Annotated in this window: 19 protein-coding genes; 6 read left to right on the top strand and 13 right to left on the bottom strand. The window is 64.0% G+C overall.

Features of this window, described 5'->3' with window-relative positions:
* Positions 1–29: 29 nt before the first annotated feature.
* The 8 genes from P3H15_RS24620 to P3H15_RS24585 all read right to left on the bottom strand — a co-directional run bounded on the left by P3H15_RS24620 (position 30) and on the right by P3H15_RS24585 (position 9188).
* Positions 30–641, bottom strand: coding sequence for a TetR/AcrR family transcriptional regulator (locus P3H15_RS24620; RefSeq protein ID WP_276139614.1), 612 nt, complete (start codon positions 639–641; stop codon positions 30–32).
* A 109-nt stretch (positions 642–750) separates the two neighbouring features.
* Positions 751–2226, bottom strand: coding sequence for an aldehyde dehydrogenase family protein (locus P3H15_RS24615; protein ID WP_276139613.1), 1476 nt, complete (start codon positions 2224–2226; stop codon positions 751–753).
* Positions 2227–2269: 43 nt separating this feature from the next.
* Positions 2270–3106, bottom strand: a complete 837-nt coding sequence (locus P3H15_RS24610; protein ID WP_276139612.1) for an SDR family NAD(P)-dependent oxidoreductase — start codon at positions 3104–3106, stop codon at positions 2270–2272.
* Between the two features lie 2 nt (positions 3107–3108).
* Positions 3109–4689, bottom strand: coding sequence for a class I adenylate-forming enzyme family protein (locus tag P3H15_RS24605; RefSeq protein ID WP_276139611.1), 1581 nt, complete (start codon positions 4687–4689; stop codon positions 3109–3111).
* A 5-nt stretch (positions 4690–4694) separates the two neighbouring features.
* Positions 4695–6224, bottom strand: coding sequence for an AMP-binding protein (locus P3H15_RS24600; protein WP_276139648.1), 1530 nt, complete (start codon positions 6222–6224; stop codon positions 4695–4697).
* Positions 6225–6291: 67 nt separating this feature from the next.
* Positions 6292–7377 carry an LLM class flavin-dependent oxidoreductase gene (locus tag P3H15_RS24595; RefSeq protein WP_276139610.1) on the bottom strand — a complete coding sequence of 362 codons (1086 nt, stop codon included), beginning with the start codon at positions 7375–7377 and terminating at the stop codon, positions 6292–6294.
* An 88-nt stretch (positions 7378–7465) separates the two neighbouring features.
* Entirely contained in the window at positions 7466–8380 is a 915-nt protein-coding gene (locus P3H15_RS24590; RefSeq protein ID WP_276139609.1) for an LLM class F420-dependent oxidoreductase, read from the bottom strand.
* A 43-nt stretch (positions 8381–8423) separates the two neighbouring features.
* The gene (locus P3H15_RS24585) at positions 8424–9188 is read right to left on the bottom strand and encodes a hypothetical protein (protein WP_276139608.1); all 765 of its coding nucleotides are present in this window, start codon (positions 9186–9188) and stop codon (positions 8424–8426) included.
* A 198-nt stretch (positions 9189–9386) separates the two neighbouring features.
* Here P3H15_RS24585 and P3H15_RS24580 point away from each other — a divergent pair, with 198 nt between their 5' ends.
* The 6 genes from P3H15_RS24580 (at position 9387) to P3H15_RS24555 (ending at position 14885) form a co-directional block, all read left to right on the top strand.
* Positions 9387–10538: an acetyl-CoA acetyltransferase gene (locus P3H15_RS24580; RefSeq protein ID WP_276139607.1), complete on the top strand. Its 1152-nt coding sequence runs from the start codon at positions 9387–9389 to the stop codon at positions 10536–10538.
* A complete protein-coding gene (locus tag P3H15_RS24575) occupies positions 10535–10960 on the top strand; it encodes a Zn-ribbon domain-containing OB-fold protein (RefSeq protein WP_276139606.1) in 426 nt (141 codons plus the stop codon). The genes P3H15_RS24580 and P3H15_RS24575 overlap by 4 nt, the downstream gene beginning before the upstream one ends.
* A gap of 20 nt (positions 10961–10980) precedes the next feature.
* Positions 10981–11685 (top strand): TetR/AcrR family transcriptional regulator, encoded by a 705-nt coding sequence (locus tag P3H15_RS24570; protein ID WP_276139605.1) that lies wholly within the window; start codon positions 10981–10983, stop codon positions 11683–11685.
* Between the two features lie 175 nt (positions 11686–11860).
* Positions 11861–13486 (top strand): AMP-binding protein, encoded by a 1626-nt coding sequence (locus tag P3H15_RS24565; protein WP_346348801.1) that lies wholly within the window; start codon positions 11861–11863, stop codon positions 13484–13486.
* A complete protein-coding gene (locus P3H15_RS24560) occupies positions 13483–14010 on the top strand; it encodes a nuclear transport factor 2 family protein (protein ID WP_276139604.1) in 528 nt (175 codons plus the stop codon). The genes P3H15_RS24565 and P3H15_RS24560 overlap by 4 nt, the downstream gene beginning before the upstream one ends.
* Positions 13995–14885 carry an LLM class F420-dependent oxidoreductase gene (locus P3H15_RS24555; RefSeq protein ID WP_276139603.1) on the top strand — a complete coding sequence of 297 codons (891 nt, stop codon included), beginning with the start codon at positions 13995–13997 and terminating at the stop codon, positions 14883–14885. Before P3H15_RS24560 ends, P3H15_RS24555 begins: the two co-directional genes overlap by 16 nt.
* Positions 14886–14911: 26 nt before the next feature.
* On the opposite strand, the gene P3H15_RS24550 is transcribed toward P3H15_RS24555, so the two are convergent.
* The 5 genes from P3H15_RS24550 to P3H15_RS24530 are packed head-to-tail and all read right to left on the bottom strand — an operon-like array spanning position 14912 to position 20560.
* Positions 14912–15889, bottom strand: a complete 978-nt coding sequence (locus P3H15_RS24550; RefSeq protein WP_276139602.1) for an ABC transporter ATP-binding protein — start codon at positions 15887–15889, stop codon at positions 14912–14914.
* Complete coding sequence (locus P3H15_RS24545) at positions 15886–16893, bottom strand: ABC transporter ATP-binding protein (RefSeq protein ID WP_276139601.1); 1008 nt, start codon at positions 16891–16893, stop codon at positions 15886–15888. Before P3H15_RS24545 ends, P3H15_RS24550 begins: the two co-directional genes overlap by 4 nt.
* Before the next feature lie 27 nt (positions 16894–16920).
* Positions 16921–17865, bottom strand: a complete 945-nt coding sequence (locus P3H15_RS24540; RefSeq protein ID WP_276139600.1) for an ABC transporter permease — start codon at positions 17863–17865, stop codon at positions 16921–16923.
* A complete protein-coding gene (locus tag P3H15_RS24535; protein WP_276139599.1) occupies positions 17852–18973 on the bottom strand; it encodes an ABC transporter permease in 1122 nt (373 codons plus the stop codon). The genes P3H15_RS24540 and P3H15_RS24535 overlap by 14 nt, the downstream gene beginning before the upstream one ends.
* A 24-nt stretch (positions 18974–18997) precedes the next feature.
* Positions 18998–20560, bottom strand: a complete 1563-nt coding sequence (locus P3H15_RS24530; protein ID WP_276139598.1) for an ABC transporter substrate-binding protein — start codon at positions 20558–20560, stop codon at positions 18998–19000.
* Positions 20561–20736 lie beyond the last annotated feature (176 nt).

Genomic DNA, 20736 nt, shown 5'->3' with positions numbered 1-20736 from the left:
TCACAGCGTCTAGTCAAGAGGCAGTGAGTCTAGTGAAAATTCTCGGGGTCCAGCGCGGCCATCCACATCGCCGCCAAGACGTCGATAGCCTCTTCGGCGTCGAGGTCCGAATCACGCGCCGACCACTGCATGAACAAGCTTCCGAGCTGGGAAAAGATCAATACCGCGCGGATCCGCGCCTGCTTCGCGGACCACTCTCCCGACGTCGACAGTGCTTTGGCAATTCTGTCCGTTTCGAACTCGAAGCTGCGAGCGCGGCGATCCCCGATCTCCCGTTCCACGCTGGCCGCGTCACTCACGGCAATCGAGATATCGCGGGTCTGTTCCCACATGCCGATGATCTCGGTGAGCCAGGTGCGGAAACCGTCCAGAGTCGGTTGCGCCAGCACAGTGGCGAACTCGGCGAAGGGCTGAGCGTAGGCGACGTCGAGTTCGTCGAGGAGTGCATTGACGACGTCGGCCTTCGTCTTGTAGTGCAGATAGAAGGTGGCGCGTGTGGCACCGGCGGTCTTGGTGATGTCGGTGACCGCGGTCGCCAGGTACCCGTTTTCCACGAAGCAGGCGACCGCAGCTTCTTTCAGCCGGTTTCTGGTCATCTCCTTCTGGAGGTCGCGCATGTTCGTGCGCACAACGTCGGTCATGTCGTTGCCCTGCCTCCCGGATCCCGTTCGAACTGCAACTCTAGTTCACAGGCAGGCCGTCGTTCACCCACCTGTCCCGGCGACCGGGCCGTGCAGCCAAGTGGGACTGCTACCCGTGTTCGATCCACACGCTCTTGTGCTCGAGCCACTCGTCCAAGGTGCCCGGCCCGTTCGAGATGCCGTTCCCGCTCTCCTTCTGCCCGCCGAACGGCAGTGCCCAGTGGAGCCGACGATAGGTGTTGACCCACACGGTGCCGGCCTCGAGCCGGCGCGTCAGACGGTGGCCCCGGGTAAGGTTCTGCGTCCACACACCAGCAGCCAGGCCATAGCCACTGTCGTTGGCCAGCCTGACCGCCTCGTCCTCGTCCTCGAACGGTAACGCCACCGCGACGGGGCCGAAGATCTCCTCACGGCATACCCGCAGATGCGGATCGTCGGTCACGAACAGCGTCGGCTCGACGAAATATCCCGCCGCGAAGGGACTCTCGGCGGGAAACAGCGCACTGCCGCAGCGCCCGCCGAACGCAACCGTGGCACCGTCCTCGCGCCCGCTCTGGAGGTACTCACGGACTTTCTGGTACTGGCCGTGAAATGCCAACGGTCCCATATCGGTCCCAGACTCGAGGGGGTCCCCCAAGATCATTGCAGATGCCCGCGCGCGAAGCCGTTCGACGAATTCGTCGAAGACCTCCCGTTGAATCAATATTCGCGACCCCGCGATGCAGGCTTGTCCAGCGCTGGCGGTATAGATTCCCGCCGCGACGGTGTCGGCCGCCAGATCGAGATCCGCATCGGCGAAGACGATGTTCGGCGACTTCCCGCCGAGCTCGAGTGCGAGGGCCTTGACGTTGCACACCGAGTTCTCGGTGATACGGCGGCCCGTCGCCGTCGACCCGGTGAAGCTGATCTTCCGAACATCCGGGTGTTTTACCAGCGCCTCGCCGGCGGTGGCACCGTCGCCGGTGACCACATTCACCACTCCGTGCGGTATGCCGGCTTTATCGAGCAGCTGCGCGGCGGCGAGGACCGACACCGAGGCGCGCTCGGGTGGTTTGACGACGATCGTGTTGCCCCCGGCGATCGCGGCCGAGACCTTGGCCAGAAACATCGCGAGAGGCGCATTCCACGGGATGATCAGGCCGACCACCCCGTATGGCTCACGGATCGAGTATGTCGTGGCCGTCTCGGAGACGAGGACCGTGTCGCCAGTGATCGTTTCGGCAAGTCCGGCATGGAAGTCGATCTGGGCCGCGGCACCGGCAATCGCCGGTTCCGCCTCTCGGCGCGCCCGACCGTTGTCTGTTGCGTCGAGCCGCCACAGCGTGTCGAGGTTGTCGCGGACAGTCGCCGCCCAGGCGCGGAGCGCATCTGCGCGGGCCGCTGCCGGCAACGACCGCCATGGGCCGAGCGCACCCTGTGCCGCGCGAACTGCGTCGTCGATGTCGTCGGCGGTGCCCGCCGGAATCCGTGCCCACACCTGTCCCGATGCCGGATTGACACTGTCGATCCACTCGCCGTTGCGGGCGGGAAGCAGTTCACCGTCGATAAGCTGCAGGTAATCGATCGCCTGGTCGCGGGTCGTCATCACGTGTCCTTCGGTTTTTCGTGCGAGTGCCAGAAGGCTGTCGCTAGGCGGTGGTCCGGGCGGCCGTGCCGGCGTTGACGTCGATGATGCTGCCGGTGACATGCGGGGTGCCGGGCCCGATGAGGAACATGACTGCCGCGGTGATCTCGCTCGGCTCGAGAAGTGCGATCGGCTGGACGTGATGCACTCTCAGGGCGGGTTCGACATCGTCCCAGCAGGGGTTCGGAAGGTCCGGCCGCATTGCGCGGTACAAGGTCTCGTTGTGCACCATCTTTGTGGACGTATTGCCGGGTGCCACACCGTTGACGGTGACGCCGAACGGCGCGAGATCGTGCGCTGCCGCCTTCACCAGGCCGATCGCCCCCCATTTCGAGGCGACATAGGGAACCGACCCGGGCACCGCGGTGCGCCCCTGGTTCGACGCGGTCACCACGATCCGCCCGTAGCCTTGTGCAATCATCCGCGGACTCGCCGCGCGCATGCAGTGGAAGACACCGGTGAGGTTGCTGCCGATCACTTCGTCCCACACATCAGCATCCGCGTCCTGGATCGATCCGCCTCCGTACACCCCCGCATTCGCGATCAGCACATCGATGCGCCCGAAGCGGTCGTGAACGTCGTCGAAGGCAGCGGTCGTCTGGTCGCGGTCCCCGACGTCACAGATGATGCCGAGCGCTTGGACACCATGTTCACGGACCACGGCTTCGGTCTCACGCAGATCGGATTCGACCGCTTGCGGGTACCTGATCGACGGCACATCGGCACAGCGGTCCAGCAGTACGACGTCCGCACCCTCGCGCGCCGCAGCGACCGCGTGGGAACGTCCCTGACCGCGGGCGCCCCCGGTGACAACGACGACCTGCCCCTCCAGAAATCCCATTGTCAGCCTCGTTCCGTCGACGAACCGGCGAGGTGTCCGAACTGCTCGACCAACTCCCGGCGTAGCAGTTTCCCTTTTCCACCGGAGCCGTCGTTGGCGTGCGGAAGGCTGTCGACGACGACGATGTGATCCGGTCGCGACGGTGCCGGAAGCGCGACCGCGAGTTGGTCGGCAACGACCCCGCTGTCGAGTTCGCACCCACGCTCGGGCGACAATACCAACAGAATCTGCGGTTCCGCGTTGGGAACGGGAAGTCCGATGGCGCCGGCCTCGGCGACCCCCTCGACGCGGGAGGCGGCGTCTTCGATCTGCGCGGGTAGGGTCAGCACGCCCCCTCGTTCGATCGAGTCCGCCCGACGCCCGAGGACGGTAAGCCGGCCCTGGGCGTCAATCGATCCGACGTCACCACCCACGAACCATCCCTCTCGGAGGGCCTCGGCGGTGGCCTCCGGTTGCCGGAAGTACCCCGCCGTCACGTGGGGCCCGCTGATCTGGATTTCACCAACGGTGTCCAGGACGGGCACACCGGTGGAGTCGACCACTCGCACTGCGCCACCGAAACGCGCTCGTCCCACTGCACCGTCCGGGACGCTGCCGTCGTCGCGTCTGCCGATCACGCTGTACGGCGCCTCCGTCTGACCGTAGTAGCCGTATAGCGCCAGGTTCGGCAGTCGGCGCGCGATCCGTTCCTGCAACGACGACAGCAGTGGCTCACCACCGAGCAATGCCACGCGGAGGGAACTGAGGTCTGCGGCCGAGTGATCGGAATCGGCCAGTAATTCGGCAAAGAAGCTGGGCGTCACGCTGATGTGGGTGATGCCCTCGCGAGGCACTGTCTCGAGGAACTGAGCGGGGCCGAAGTCGTCCTCGAGAACCAGCCGAATTCCGGCTGCCAGCGCGGGTGCGGCAACCGCGATGAACCCGACGCCCCAGATGATCGGTCCCGTGCCCAATGATGCGTCCTGCAGGGCCGGCACATCGGCCCACAATCCCTGCGCGATCGCGATGCCCGACGCGTGGGTGTACTGCACGGCTTTCGGCAATCCGGTAGTTCCCGAGGTGAAGAACAGCGCGAGGGGATCATCGCCGCCGGCGCCGAGCGGAGGTTCGGCATCCGTCGCCTCTGCTGTGAGCTCGTCGAGATCGAGCGCTTCGGACCCGTCCCGCCGGTCACCTGTTCGAATCCACCGTGTCACCTGCGGGAGGCGCGGACGCAAGCGGTCGGCGAGCTCGTCGAACTTCGCGTCGTACACGAAGGCAGTGGCCTCGATCGAGGTCACGATCTTCTCGAATGTCGCGGTGTCCCAATAAGGATTCAGTGCGCACAGCACCGACCCGAGCTTCGTCTGCGCCAAGTAGTTCTCGGCGACCGACAGGGTGGAATCGAGGAGCGTCGCGACGCGTTCTCCCGGTCGAACCCCCGCGGCGAGGAGTGCGTTGGCCGTCCGATTGACGCGGCCATCGAGTTCCGCGTAGGTGAGCTGTCGGGTCGAGCCGTAGGACAATGCGGGATGGTGGGGCGCGCGATCGCGCTGCGCCGACAAAACCGTGTAGCCGAAATTCGAATAGCGGTAGCTTGTCATGGGTTTCACCTATGTGTCTCGATCGGTTCTCGGGTAGCGAGGTCGGTCTCGCCGCCGCCGGGGTATCCCCCGCCCCCGTGTAGCTCGTCCAGCACGTCGTAGTCCGCCAGGAATCCGCGCCGGGGAATGGCGTCAACGAAGACGACGAATTTGGGCTTCTTGTACGACGCGATGTGTGTCCGTACGTGGGCGATGAGTTCCTCTTCGGATACCGCCGTCGCGGCGCTACGCACGACGATCGCCACTACCGACTGCCCCCATACTTTGTCGGGCCGCCCGATGACCGCGGCATCGGAGACATCGGGGTGGGCGAGCAGCGCACGCTCCACCTCGGCAGGATAGATATTCTCCCCACCGGACTTGATCATTCGCAGCTTCGGACCCACGAACGACACGGTGCCATCCGTTTCGCGGCGACCCAGGTCACCGGTGAAGTACCAGCCGTCGCGGAATCGTGCAGCATTGAGCTCGGGACGATTGAAGTACCCGTTGAACAGGTGCATGCCGCGCGTCGTGATCTCCCCGACTTCACCGGCAGGTACCTCCTGTCCTTCGGGATCGATGATCCGGAGCTGCATGAGCGGGCTCGATCGCCCATGGGTACCCGTTCCACCGATGCCGAACGCGTGAAACGTCAGCATCCCGCCTACTTCGGTCTGCCCGTATCCCGCGTTCGATCTCCCCCAGGGGCTGTAGTCGATGCTGATCATGTGGTTCCAGGTGGAGTTGCCGGGAGCGAAGTGCAGACTCGTGAGGTCGAATCGGTCGTCGCCGTTCGCGGCGACGAGCTGATCGATCATCGCGGGGAACAGCATTGCGCCGGTGCATCGTTCGCGCTCGATCAGCTCACACGCCACTCGAGGGTCGAACTGGGGAAGAATCACGTTCGTCCCGCCACAGAGAACGGTTGCCACCGCGAACATCATGGTGCCGACATGAAACAGCGGGCCGCTGTCGAGGAACACGAAGCCCTCCTCGATCTGCCGTTGCGTGGCGAGCACGAGGGCATGGGCGATGAGCCCACGGTGTGAGAGCAGTGCGCCGTTCGGGTGTCCGTCGAACGCCGCGGTGTACAGCAGCAGTACCGCATCGCGATCGGATACGTCCACGGGGGCGTACTCGGGCGAGTACGACGTCAGCCATCGCTCGTACTCGTCCTCGGGGCCCTGTGCGCTTGAAATCCAGACTGCGGTGCCGTCATTCAAAGGCTCGTGCACCGCGCCCATCGTGGCCGGCTCCGACACGATCACTTTCGGTGCCAGGTCGTCGATCACGAAGCGGAGTTCAGCAACGCTCTGCCTCCAGTTCGCCGGACACAACACGGCTCCGACTTTCCCCGCCGCGACAAGCAGCTCCAGAATGCGATGAGAGTTCGCACCCAACCACAGGACTCGATCCCCGGGACGTACCCCCTCACTCTGAAGCGCATGGGCCAGCCGGTCGGTTCTGTCGTCGAACTGGGTGTAGGTGAAGCGCTGATCGCCATCGACGACGGCAATCGTCTCGCCACGCCCACGTCGGTTCTCACGTACCACGTCGGCCAGAGACAACTCGGTGTACACGAAGCACCCTTTCGCGAGATGGCAGATGGTATCGGCAGCCTCAGCGGAATGCCGGGATGACTTCCTTGGCAAAGAAGGTGATGGCTTTCGCCATCTCGTCGAACGGAATGTGGCGGGTGCTACCAAAGTCGCACATCAGGTGGTTGAACCCGAACTCTTGCAACATCGCTACCTGGCCGATGACACGCTTCGGGTCGCCGATCACCTCGAGCTGCTCCCAACGGAAGTCGTTGCCGACCTCTCCGCCCTTGAGGTAGCGGCCTTCCCAGAACTCGAATCCCTTGGCCACTTCGCCGGTCTTCGAATCGATAGGCGCACTCTTGTCGTTGAAGATGCGCGATCGGTCGAAGCTGGACTCGAAGTGTGCCTGATCCTGCTTCGCCTGCTCGACTGTCGGTGCCAGCCACACCGAACGCGAGACCACGAGGTCGGTGTCGGCGGTGTCGTGACCAGCCTCGGCGGCAATGCGGTGCCACGTCTGGGCAGCCTGGTGAATTTTCTTGAACGGTGCTGCCGGGTCGGCAAGGATCGGCAGGCCACGGCGGGCGTATCGTTCGACGGTTTCCGGGCTCACCGCCGCCACATAGACAGGCGGGTGCGGCGACTGCAGGGGCTTGGGCGTGAGCGACACCTCGCCGCTCTGATAGAACTGGCCTCGATGCTGGTAGGGATCACTGGTCCACAGACCGGTGATTGCTTCGAGTCCCTCATCGAAGCGGTCCCGGGCCTCACTGAGACTCATCCCGAACCCATCGAATTCGATGCTCTGATACCCGCGGCCGAGACCGAGGTCGAGACGACCGTTCGAGAGAAGGTCGAGCTGCGCCGCCTGTTCGGCGACATGGATCGGATTGTGGAGCGGGAGAACAACAACACCTGTACCGAGACGGAGGTTCTCTGTTCGGCCGGCCAGGTAGCCGAGCATCGTGAAGATACTCGGTACCGTGCCGTAGTCGCGGAAGTGATGTTCTGATACCCAGACGCCGTCGAAGCCGAGCTCTTCGAGCAGGTCGGCGACCCGGAGGTTGTAGTCGTACACCTCCTTGATGCTGTTGTTGCGGTCCGGCCGGTGGAACAGCAGGAAGGCCGAAAACTTCATCGGCCGGTTCTCGACGGGAACAGTCATGTGTACAGCCTTTCGACGGTGTGGCCACGGCGGCGTGACTTCCGCCAGGTGGACGCATTGCGGGAATGGTCGTGGACATGCAGGGCGACTATCTATCGATGACGCGGGTGCCGAACTCTTCGATCGACTTCAGGAGTGAATCGCGGTCGGTCCCCGAAAAAGGGACGGACAGCCAGTCGACACCCGCGTCTGTGTAGGCGTCGACCTGCTGAGCGAGTTGGTCGAAGGATTCGAGATCCGGGCTGTCGGTCATGCGCATCCCGAACGGCACGAAGCAGACGTCCGGGCGGTCCCTCCCGGCCGCCTGTGCGCCCGACCGCAGGTATTCGACGCGCCCGGCGAGGTCGTCGATCGTCTCCAGCGCCGGGGTTCTCGTCAATTTCGCCGCCTCGGCCGGCTGCGGCATCGGCATCCAACCCTGACCGAACTCGATCACGCGACGCATCGCTCGCCTACTGTTGCCACCGAACCAAATCGGCGGATGAGGCTGTTGCAGAGGGGCGGGTCGCATCGTGTGCTCAGAGACCGAGTACGGCGGATCGTCGACGGTGACGGACCGGCCTGTCCACGCCATCTTCATCAGCCGGAGCGCTTGATCGGTGCGTTCTCCCCGATCGTCGTAGCCGAGCCCGAGTGCAGCGAACTCTGATCTAAGGTAACCGACAGCCGTGCCGAAGATGACCCGGCCACCCGAGAGCACATCGAGGCTTGCCACGGCCCTGGCCGTGAGAAGCGGGTTGCGATAGGGCAGTACGAGAACGTTCGTCAAGAGTTTCACCCGGGTGGTACGCGCGGCCGCGAAGGACAACGCCACCATCGGGTCGAGCGCCTGGTGGCCACCGCGGCTGAGCCACTTGTCCTGAGGGAAAGGATGGTCGGTGACGGACACGGCGTCGAACCCGGCCTTCTCGGCTGCTTGCGCTACGTCAGCGACTGCATCGGCAGTGAGGAACTCCGCGGGTCTGTCGACCTGATCGGTGGGCAGACCGAGTACGTACCGCATCAGATTCTTCCTTTCCTTTCGACTGCGCCGAACGGCCAGCGGACTACTTGGGAGCGAGAACCGAACCAGGGAAGGGCGCCAGCAGCGTCTCGCGCCACGGGCCGTCCAGATACTGCCGCGCCGTCTTGCGCCACTCGACCAGCCGTGGATCCGCGCTCGCTTCCGCGTCGAGCCCGACAGCGGCGTCGTACGCCCGCTGGGTTTGGAGATGACTGTCGATGTCGGTTCCCCAGAACGTGACCACTTCCGTGTCCGACAGCATGACCTCGTAGAGCCCGACCAGCCGGTGGCCGTGGTCGGCGAGGATGGGTGCACGTTCTTCGCGGACCGCCGCGAGGTAGTCCTGCGCCGCGCCGGGACGAACCTGCGCAATCTCGTGCAGGAAGAACGGGGCCGTGTACTCCTCGGCCCGCAGCTCCTGGAGATCCGGTGTTCCCCGGACCGCTCCCATCGGCCGGGAAAAGGCCTTGTGGCGGAGATTGTCGATGTTCGAGAGGAAAAGTTCGGGCTTGACCCCGTTATAGATCTCGAGCTGCTGACGCCATCCGCCGTCCCAGCCGCCGTGGCAGTCCCAGAGTGTGACCGCTTTGAACTGCTCGTGGCCGGTGATGCCGATCGCGTAGAAGGCGCCGACGAGGTCGATCGCACGCGATCGCACGGAGAGCCCCTTGGTCAGCTCCGCGTCCGAATCCGCTCGCTGTTCGTCTTCCTTTTTGTAGTCGACGAGCCACTGGAGATACTCCCGCGGGTTCGTCGAGTTCATCGGGTGAAAGTAGACCTCTTCCAAGAGGTAGATGCCGCGTGCCACGCTTTGTCCTTCCGCAAAAACAAGCAACCGCTTGCTCAAATTGACTGTACGAGGAACCGTGAGGTGGGTCAATGCCGAAACAGGGCTTTGACACCGTGCCTCACCGACCATAGCCTGAATTTGAAACCAAGCGCTAGCTCAAGTGGGAGGCAATGTGACTTTTTCTGCACGGAGCGAAGTCGCGGCAGGGCGGTCACGGTGCGCGATCTGACGGCGATCGCCGGCATCGGCATGACGCCCTACTTCAAGAACTCGCGAGTCAGCACACTCGAGCTCGCTCTTCGCGCCATCAAGAATGCGCTCGACGACGCGGGGCTACAGCCGGGCGATGTCGACGGGCTGATCACCCACAGCGTCGGTGATGCGGTTCCCGCCCCGGCGGTGGCGCACAGCCTCGGAGTTGACGATCCACAGGTTCTCCTCGACCTCGTCGGGGGTGGCAGCATGTCGACCGCGGCGGTCGGTGCAGCGGCGATGGCGGTCGCGGCCGGTCAGGCCGAGACCGTCGTGGTCTGGCGAGCCTTGAACGCGCGATCCGAGTTCCGCATGGGCGGCACCGGACGGTCAGCTCCGACGTTGGTCGAATTCCAGTACCAGGTGCCGTACGGACTTCTTGCCCCGGTTCAGCAGTATGCGCTGGTCGCGCGATCATATATGGCCCGCTCCGGGGCCTCGAGCGAAGACCTCGGCCGCGTCGCGGTCACGCAGCGCGAGCACGCACTCCTCAATCCGCGCGCGATGATGACGACCCCCCTGACCATGGAGCAATACCTCGATTCAGCATTCATCAGCGACCCTCTGCGCCTGTACGACTGCTGCCTCGAAACCGATACCGGCGTCGCCGTCGTGGTGACATCTGCGGAGCGAGCTCGCGACCTTCGGCAGACACCCGTACTCGTGAGCGGAGCATCGACCGGCGGCGGTCACAGTTTCTTCTCGGGGAGTCGGACGGACTATACGACGAGCGCGGCACGTGAGATGGCTCCCCGGCTGTACGCGAAGGCCGGGATCGGACCGACCGAGATCGACGTCGCCGAGCTGTACGACGCGTTCACGCCGCTGGTTCTCATGCAGCTCGAAGACTATGCCCTGGCACCACGGAACGAGGGCGCCGCCTACGTCTCCGCGGGAGAGACAACCTTCGGGGGAAGCACACCCGTGAACACCCACGGGGGGCACCTGTCCGAGGGGTACGCCCACGGGTTGAATCATGTGGTCGAGGCCGTCCTCCAGCTCCGCGGCGCAGCAGGGCCTCGACAGGTCGACAACGCACAGACAGCGCTGTGCACCGGTCAGCCCGGCTACGTCTCGGGTGTCACGTCAGCACTGATCCTCCGAGGTGATCGATGAAGAACTCGTACGGCGATCGCGATTCGACCGAATGGTGGCAGGCACTCGAGCGACGAGAACTACTCGTGCAGCAATGCACATGCGGCACGCTGCGCTGGGCACCAAGGGCGATCTGCAACGTGTGCGGTTCGTTCGACTGGGACTGGCTGCGCACGGACGGTAGCGGATCGGTGGTCTCATGGACGGTCACCCGACGACAGTTCGCGCCCACCCCTGCCGTGCCGTTCACGGTGGTTCTCGTCCGACTCGACCAGGCGCCGAACATCCTCGTCCCGGGGCGGTGGGCGGGCCGTGTCGACGGCTCCGACCTGCACATCGGTCAGCACGTGCGCGCCGACTTCACACCGACCGACCCCGCCGAGGCCACTCCGACCACTCTGATCACCTGGAACGAGCAACCAAGCAACCTAGCGCTTGGGTGAAAACCGTGCATACTGTACCCATGGCACCGAAATCTCGCTCGACCATGTCCGCACCCGCGACGCGCCCGCGACGTGGCACTCGCCGGCGGTCGGAACCGGGAGAGACCAGCTCACAGCGGCGCCAGGCCTTACTGGACATCGCCGCTGACCTGTTCGCCGAGCAAGGCTTCCGCTCGACGACCGTGCGGCAAATCGGAGACGCGGCCGGCGTACTGTCGGGAAGTCTCTATCATCACTTCGATTCCAAAGAAGCGATCGTCGACGAAATACTTTCCGAGTACTTCACCAGCCTGATGGCAACCTACGAGAACATCGTCGAGAAAGCGGACGAACCGGCGGCCACGTTGCGCAATCTCGTCAAAGCGGCGTTCAACTCCTTGGACGAGCACCGGGCCGCCATCACCGTCATCCAGAACGAACGTGGATACCTGAACCAGTTTCCCCGGTTCGCGTATGTCGCCGACGCCGAGGCCCAGGTCCGGAGGATCTGGACCAGGGTGCTCGACGACGGCATCGCGTCGGGCGCATTTCGGGACGACATGGACACGACGATCACCTATCGCTTTCTGCGCGACTCACTCTGGGTTGCCGTGCGCTGGTTCACCCCTTCCGGGCGCCTGTCGGCTGACGAGTTGGCCGACCAGTACCTGAAACTGGTCATGAGCGGACTGGAAAAGCCTAGCCCGTGGGCCGCCAACCCCGATCGGCCCCTGTTTTCCGGCTGACGGTTTCCGATACCGGAACATCGACGCCGCGCAGTCCACACCGGACTGCGCGGCGGTTCTGTATGTGGCCGCACACCATCGGCACGTATCCACTTGCACAACCCTTGAGGTTCGCGGTGTGACCGACTAGCTTCATAACCAAGCGATTGCTTGTTTATGAAGGGAATGCCGTCACATGAACGAAATCCCCGAGTGGGGAACCATCCCGCAGATGCTTCGCCAACGCGCGCATCACCATCCAGAGTCCGTCGCCGTCATCGACGGCGACCAAACCCTCACTCTCGCCGACCTTCGCACTCACGCATCGAAGATCGCCCGCTCACTGATCGCCCGCGGCATCGGGCAGGGTGACCGGGTCGGCGTCTGGGCGCCGAATTGCTGGCAGTGGGTGGTCACCGCGTTCGGTATCTGGGACTGCGGAGCAGTCATCGTGCCACTCAGCACGCGCGGCAAGGGGATCGAAACAGCAGAAGTGCTCCACCGCACCGGATGTCGTGCACTCATCACGGTCGATACATTCCTGGGAACCCACTATCTCGAGCAACTGGCCTCCGCTGCCGGCGCAGCGCGACAGGACGTACCATTCGGCGGTCTTCCCGACCTCGGTACCGTCGTCGTGCTGCAGGGCGACACCACACTCCCCAGCACTTTCACCTGGGACGCGTTCCTCGACATGCACACCTCCATCGACCTCGAAACGGCAGAAATACGTGCGCTGGAGGTCAAACCCGAAGACGTCTTCGAGATCCTCATGACGTCCGGTACTACGGGACAACCCAAGGGCGTGACACTGTGCGGTGGCCAGATTCTTCGCGCATACTGGGACTGGGCCGAGATCTGCGGTCTCGGGGCAGGCGATCGGCTTCCCGTGGTCAGCCCGTTCGCGCATGGTTTCGGTATCAATGCCGGCATCATCGCCTGTGTCGAACGGCTCGCCACCATCGTTCCGATCGCGGTCTTCGACCCGGACAGGGCACTCGACATGGTCGAAGAACTTCGCCTCACCACCCTCGCCGGGCCACCCAACCTCTTCGGCAGGATTCTCACCGACCCAACACTCGATCAGCGCGATACCTCGTCCTTGCGATGGGCGATCGTCGGCGCCGCGAGCGTGCCGGACGAACTCGTCGTTGCCATGCAAAACCGACTCGGTTTCGAACGAGTCACCAACGCGTACGGGTTGATCGAAGGATCGGTCGTGACAATGACTCGTGCCGGTGACCCGCCGGCCGTCGTGGCCGGCTCCGCAGGACGTGTCGTGCCCGGCATGGAAGTTCGGTTGGTCGACAGCGACGAAGTTCCCGTTCCCGTCGGCGAGCGCGGTGAGATCCAAATTCGCGGGTACGGCGTGATGACAGGGTACTGGGAGGCTCCCCAACTCACCGAGGATGCTTTCGCGCCGGGGGGATGGCTGCGCACCGGTGACGTCGGCGCGTTCGACGATCGCGGCAATCTTCGCATCGTCGGGCGAACGAAAGAGATGTTGATCGTCGGCGGTTTCAACGCATATCCAGCGGAGATCGAAAGTCTTTTGCTGCACAATCATTCACTTTCTCAAGTGGCCGTGGTCGGCGTTCACGACGAAGTGCTCGGCGAAGTCGTCTGGGCTTTCGTGGTTCCTCAGACGGGCGAAGAACCGACCGAGAGCGAGATCATCACGTGGGCAAGGCAAAACATGTCCAATTACAAGGCGCCGCGTCGCGTTTTCATCCTCGATGCGCTTCCGGTCACCGCGAACGGTAAGGTCGCCAAGGCGCTACTGCGGCAGCGAGCCGACGAGCTGGGAGCCTCTGTCGGATGACTCCTGTGCCCGTCGCCAGGCCCACTCACCGTCCAGAGGAAGTGACCCTCGCCGACTATCTTCAGATCCAGAACCTGATCTTCCGGTACCCGTATCTGCTCGACGCCGGACAATTCGACGAGATGGGTCAACTCTTCGCGCGAGCCGACATTTACATCGCGGGCGACCTGGTCGTACGTAGTGACGCCCGGGCAGTGTCCGAACTCTGGTCGAAGTATGTGCGCATCTATCCGAACGGCACACCGCGGACGCATCACATCGCGACGAATCTGACGATTGAAGCGGATGGTCCCGGTGCGATCCGTACGCATTCGTACATCCTCGTCGTACAGAATCCACCCGATGTGCCGCTCGCGCCGATTACCGCCGGCGACTACCTGGACCGTTTCGTCAAGGACGGCGATACCTGGCACTTCAGTGAACGCCACGTCGGGAACGACCTCTTCGGGGACATGTCCCACCATCTACTCGAGCGCATGGCAGTCGACCCCGACGCCCGGCCGCAAAGATGGGACGCCACCTGATGCTCGCCGGGCTGCAGATGTTCACATCTGCCGACTCCATCTCGCCGGCGGACCTGGCGGCGGTCGCGGAACAGCACGGTTTCGAATCGCTTTTCTTCCCGGACCACACCCACGTTCCCCTGGGGGACGGGAGGTCCGGCTACTCCGGGCACGACGTACCGACGTATTACCGGACGGTGTTCGATCCTGTCGTGGCGATGTCGTGCGCCGCCCAAGCCACGAGCACCATCAAGGTCGGCACCGCGGTCTGTCTGGTGACGCAGCGCGATCCGATCATCTTGGCGAAACAGGTCGCCACAATTGATCACCTGTCGTCCGGCCGGGTGCTACTCGGAGTGGGTGCAGGGTGGAACGACGAGGAGATGCGCAATCACGGCGCAGACCCCACCGGCAGGTTCCGCCTACTCCGTGAGCGAGTCGAAGCGATGACCGCCATCTGGATGCAGGAGGAGGCGTCCTATCACGGCAAGCTCGTCGACTTCGATCCGATGTGGTCGTGGCCGAAGCCCGTGCAACGCCCCCGGCCGCCCGTGCTTGTCGGGGGCGGTGGCCCGACGGTCCTACGTCGGGTCGTCACCTTCGGAGACGGCTGGATGCCGTTCCGGGACGGGACCGACCAGGTGGGCGACAACCTCTCCGGCCGGGTAGAAGACTTCGAAGGTGCCCTCGCGCAGAGAATCCGCGAGCTGCGTAACCTCGCCGCAGAGGCCGGACGTGGCCCACTTCCGGTGACCTTGTTCAACGGCTGCCCCCACCGGGCGGCACTCGACCGATACCGCGACATCGGTATCGACCGGGTCGTATTCTGGCTTCGAACAGCCGAATACGGGCCGACACTCGAAGCGATGGAAGCGCTCGCCCGACTCGTGCAGTAGCAGACGCCGGCGGCGCCGGTGCGAGTTCATTCCAGCGGGAAATGACAAGACACCAAGTGGCCCGCGGCCGTCTCGGTCAGCCTCGGCTCCTCCGCCTCGCACACCGCCCTCGCGCGAGGGCACCGGGTTCGGAATCGGCACCCCGACGGCGGTGCGAGGACAGACGGAACCTCCCCCACCGGAGGCGCGGACTGCCACTCCACGTCGGGATCCGGGACGGGGAGCGCGTCGAGCAACGTCCTCGTGTATGGGTGGCCTGGATTGTCGAACAGCTCCGTGACCGGCCCGATCTCGCAGATCTTTCCCAGATACATGACCATCACCCGGTCGCTGATCACCCGTATGACGCTCAAGTCGTGCGACACGAAGAGCAGCGTCAGGCCGTACTGCGCCTTCAGATCCTCGAGCAGATTGACGATCTGCGCCTGGACCGAGACGTCGAGCGCCGACACCGGCTCATCGCAGATCACCATCTCCGGTTCCAGCGCCAAGGCACGTGCGATGCTGATGCGCTGACACTGACCACCGGAAAACTCGCTCGGCAGCCGATCCCCCACCGAGTCCACATCGAGGCCGACCGCCTCCATCGCCCGACGAACGCGCATTTCGGCGTCCGGAACGTCCCAGATCGACAGGCCCTCGCGCACGATGTCGCGAACTTTCCGCCGTGGGTTCAACGATGAGATCGGATCCTGGAGCACGACCTGCAGTTTCCGCCGGACGGTCCTCATCTCACGGTGCGACAGCATCGTCAAGTCCCGGCCTTCGAACCGGATGACGCCCTTCGACGGACGTGTCAGCTGGAGTATTGCCCGCGCCGTAGTCGATTTGCCGCATCCCGATTCGCCGACGATGCCCAGTGTCTCTCCGCGCCGGACATCGAAGCTGATGCCGGCGACGGCTCTCGTCGAGCCGGATCGTCCGCTGGGGAATTCCACTTCGAGGTCCTCGACCGACAGCACGATATCGGTCCGGTGTTGGTGCGCACCTACAGTCGCGGTCATGGTCTTCCTTCGTCCTGGATGGTGAGGGTGCCTGCGTTGGGGTTGTGGCACGCCAGCCGGTGGGTGCCTTCGATCAGCTCGTATTTCGGCGTTCGCGCACAGTCCGCCAGAACGTGGTTGCACCGGGCCGCGAACCGACACCCGGAGGGGGGATGCAGGAGATCCGGTGGTCGTCCGGCAATCGTGAACAGCCGTGAGTGTGGTGTTGCATCGATGCGAGGTGTCGAGCGGAACAGCGCCGAGGTATAGCGGTGCCGCATGCGGCGGAACAGGACCCGCGTCGGGGCGGACTCGACGAATTGGCCCGCGTACATCACGGAGACGTCATCGGTGTGCCTGGCGACCACGCCCAGGTCGTGGGTAATGAGGATCATCCCCATGTCACGGTCGCGTTGTAGCACGCTGAGCAGATCGAGGATCTGCCGTTGCACCGTGACGTCGAGGGCAGTTGTCGGCTCGTCCGCGATCAGAAGATCCGGCTCACATCCGATGGCGATTGCAATCATGACCCGTTGGCGCATCCCTCCCGAGAGCTCGTGCGGATACTGGTCGAGTCGCCGGCGGGGGTCGGAGATGCCGACCCGGGTGAGCAGGTCCGCCGCGTTCTCCCATGCCTCTCGCTTGCTTCGGCCGAGGTGAAAGCGCTGGGGGTCTGCGATCTGCGCCCCGATCTTCCGAACTGGGTTCAATGCCGTCATCGGATCCTGGAAGATCATGCTGATCTGGGGACCCCAGAGGTGTTGCTTCTCTTCAGCGCTCATGGTGTCGATGTCTCGCCCGCCGAAGGACACCGTCGACTCGGGCGTCACCGACGCGCTACCGGGGAGCAAGTTCATGATGGTTCGGACGAGAACCGATTTGCCCGATCCCGACTCGCCGACGATTCCGTGCGATTTGCCGCGCTCGACAGTGAATGAGACGCCGTCCACCGCGCGCAGGGGGCCCTTCGGCGTGTCGAAGATCGTCGTCAGGTCGCGTACTTCCAGCAATGGTTTTCGCTGCATGGTCATCCTCCACAGGTCCAGGGGAAGCTAAATCTTGCGTGCGCGCGGATCCCACTTCCGCTGTGCCCAGTCACCGATCTGGTTCAACGACAGCACGGTCAGAAACAGGATCACGCCCGGCACGAAGACGAGGTGTGGGTGCTTCGCCAGATCCGTTTGACCGGCCGCGATCATGTTTCCCCAGGTTGGTTCGGGGCGTTGGATACTGAGGCCGAGGAAGCTGAGGGACGACTCCGCGACGATCAGCACGGCGACGACGACGAATGCGTAGGCGATCGTCGAGGCCAGCACATTGGGAACGATTTCGCGACCGAGGATCCGAGGGCTCGTAGCGCCGAGCGCCTTGGCCGCCAGCACGAAATTCCTTTGGGAGTAGGTCATCGTGTTGGCGCGCGCAAGCCGGAAGAAGGTTGGAACGGCCAGCACACCGAGTGCGACGGTGACATTCCGGACGTTGGGTTGTACAACCGAGGACAACGCGAGGAGAAGGATCAACGGCGGAAAGGCCAACAGCGAATCGTTGAGGAAGTTCAGAATCGTGTCGGTTTTCCCCCGGTAGTACCCGGCGAGCAACCCCAGGATGCCGCCGATCGTGATGCCCATCAGGACGGCGCCAAAGCCAACGGTCAGCGAGGTCCGCGCCCCGAATATCACGCCGCTGAGTATGTCGAGGCCTTGGCGATCGGTGCCGAGTGGATGTGCCGAAAGCGGGTTCGGCGGCATGAGGATGGGCGCGTCGAGGGTCGACGACGGGTCGCGGCCCTCGGCGAGCGGCAGGAGATCGGCGGTGGCGGCAGCCACTAACTCGATGGCGAGCCAGCCCGCACTCAGCCAGAGTCCGATTCGCCGGCCCCGCCTCGTGCCGGGGCGTGATGTGCGGCGCCCGGGTAGCGGCGCGGGGTCGGCGCTTGTTTCGGTGTCAGCGCTCGGTGCGCCGTGAACGGGTTCTTCGATTCGCTCATGGACGGTCATCGCGGGTCCTCGGGTCCAGGTAGAGGTACGAGATATCGACGAGGGCGTTGACGAGGACGTACAGCGCCGCGACCGTCAAGACTGCGGCCTGCAGCACCATGAATTCCTTTCTCGACACACTCTCGACGATGAGCGTTCCCATACCCGGAAGCCGGAAGATCGTCTCCACGATCACTGTGCCGCCGAGCAGCCTGCCGAAGCTGATGCCGGCGACAGTCACCAGTGAGAACGTTGACGGGCGTAGGGCTTCCTTGATGAGGATGTGGCGTCGCGGCATCCCCTGGGCTCGGGCGGCGAGTACGAAATCGTCGTTCAGTGTGGTCACCATGTCGCTGCGGAGAACGCGTGTGAGCTGGGCGCTTTCGGCAAGCCCGAGGACGAGTACCGGAAGTGCGACCGTGCGCAGGTTCTCGCCGAGCCCGCCGTCGCCGATGCGTACGAACCCTTGACGGGGGAAGTCGGGAAGGAAGATTACTAGGAGAATCCCGACCGCCAGAATCCCGATTGCCGCGAGCGTCACGTGTCGGCGTTCCCGCGCGGTCTTCGTCGATCGGCTCCGCCCCGCCGCGAGAATCAGTATTGCGGCCGTCGTTGCGGTGACCGCGATGATCAAAGCAGTGACGATCTCAGGCCTGAACACGACGAGATAGATCACGATCAGCGCCAGCAGGAAACTCGGAATCGAGATCAACCCGAAGGACATTGCGGATGTCAGTCGGTCGAAGGTTCGGCCGTAGCGGTATGCCGACCAGGTGCCGGCGGGGATGGAGATCGCCAAGGCCAGACCGACCGACAGAACGGCGATCTCGAGTGTGACGGGTAGCCGGGCTGCGATCAGACTCGCGACGTCCTGAACGGGTGGCACGAGGGTACGACCGAGATCGCCGTGCAGGAGTCCACCCACCCAGTCGAAGTACCGCACGAACAAAGGTCGGTCGAGACCGAGCGCCTCGCGCGCCGCTGCGTACTGTTCGGGGGCCCCTTCGGCTCCCACGACCGCGACGGCGGGATCGCCAGGCACCAATTCGATCAGGAAGGCCGTACCCAAGCTCACGAGGATCAGCACTGGAATGACCCTGCCGAACACAGCCACGATCCTGCGCGTCATCGTGTCACCTCCCCGGCACCGCACCTACGCCCCCGCAACGAACGCCTTGTCGTAACGCAGAACGCTTCCTCGGGTGAGGATCAGTCCACCCACCCGGGATGAGTGAACGTTGTCCTCCTCGTAGGCCGCGAAGTTCGCGATGACCGGGGAGTCGTCGAGGATTTCCTGCATGCGCGCGACGATCTCCTGTTCCTGCTCGGGTGACGTCGCAGTTCGCAGAGCCGCCAGGGCGTCATCCATTCGCGGGTCCGCGTACCCGTAGTAATTCGATTTGCTCTGACTGTTCAGCTGGCGGTTCATCAGCGCCCAGAGACCCTCGTTCGTGTAGTTCGGACCCCAGATGACGAGGTCGTAATCGCGATCCGAGGCGACCTTGCCGACCACCTCGGCCAATGACTTGTCATTCTCGAGCTGGACGGTGAAACCGACATTCTCGAGCAGCGCCTTGACCGCGATAGCCTCGTTGATGCGTATAGGGCTGTTGTCCGCCAGTAGGCGAATGGTGCCGTCCCAACCCGAGCGCTTCGCCTCGCTGACGAGTTCCTTCGCCAGGTCGGGGTCATAGGACGGCCCCGTTGCTCCGGAGTACAGGCCGGGGGTGTCCTTGTGGATCAGCGCGGAGGTCGCGAGTGCGGTGCCGTTGAACACTCGGGTATTGACTGCGTCGGGATCGACGGCGGCGACGATCGCCCTACGTAACCGGACGTCTGCGGCAGGTCGGCTGGGGGCCGAATTCATGACGATTCCTTCGCCGTAGTTGAACAGCGTCGGCAGACTGGCAAAACCTTCGCCACGTGCTTCGGCGATCGCGGGGGGTTCCCGCAGCAGTGCCACATCAAGTTCGCCGGTACGGAGCGCATCGAGGGTGCCCTCTGCGCCCGGGATACTGATGAATCGGAGGGCCTGAATGCAGACGGGACCACCCCAGTAGTCTGGTTTGGCGGTCATGACGATTTCTTCGCCCGGTGCGTACTTCGCCAGCTCGTAGGGACCGACCCCTGCGCCTCGGGGGTTCAGAGCGAATTGCTCCGGGCCCAACGCATCGACGACACGTGGATTGGTAACCATTCCGACATCCGTTGCCAGCACGTGCGGGAAGTTCGGATATGCACTGTCGAGGGTGAATCGGATCGTCCGAGGATCGGGTACATCCATCGACGCGATGGTCAGCGCTTCACCGCGCGAGACCTGGGTGTTGGCCGGTGACTGGTGTCGCTCGACGTTCCGTTTGACGTCGTCGGCAACCAGTATGTCGCCGTTGCCGTATCGGATGCCCTCGCGAAGCGTCATCGTCCACACGGTGAAATCCGCATTTGGAGTCAGCGATTCGGCGACCTGTGGTTCGTAGACCTGGGACTCGGTGTTGTAGGTCATCAGTGTGTCGAACAGCGCTTGGACCTCGGTCCCACCGCTTCCCGCCGCTCCGGGCTGTCCGACCGGATCGAGACCGCGCGGTGTCAGAAGCGTTCCTTGCGTGACTGATCCACCGATCCGATCAGCGGTGCAGGAGCCGCTGGCAACCGCTGTGCTTTCGCCACCGGCGCTGCCGCATCCGGCGGCGAGCACCACGAGAACCGATGCCGACATGGCAGCCGACCTTCGCAGCCTCATATACGAATCTCCCTTGCTTTCTCGGAGCGGTCGAGGAACCGCGTGTTGCCGACCCAGCACAGCGGCGCAGGACTTCTCTGAAACCGCTCGGTGGATTTTGGAATCTCTGCACCCCGGTGAGTTCGGAGGTAAGCCCGATTTGTGCGCCTACG

The sequence above is a fragment of the Rhodococcus sp. T2V genome (assembly GCF_029269925.1).
In the GTDB taxonomy this organism is placed as follows: Bacteria; Actinomycetota; Actinomycetes; order Mycobacteriales; family Mycobacteriaceae; genus Rhodococcus_F; species Rhodococcus_F koreensis.
This window is presented reverse-complemented; position numbering and strand designations above follow the sequence as displayed.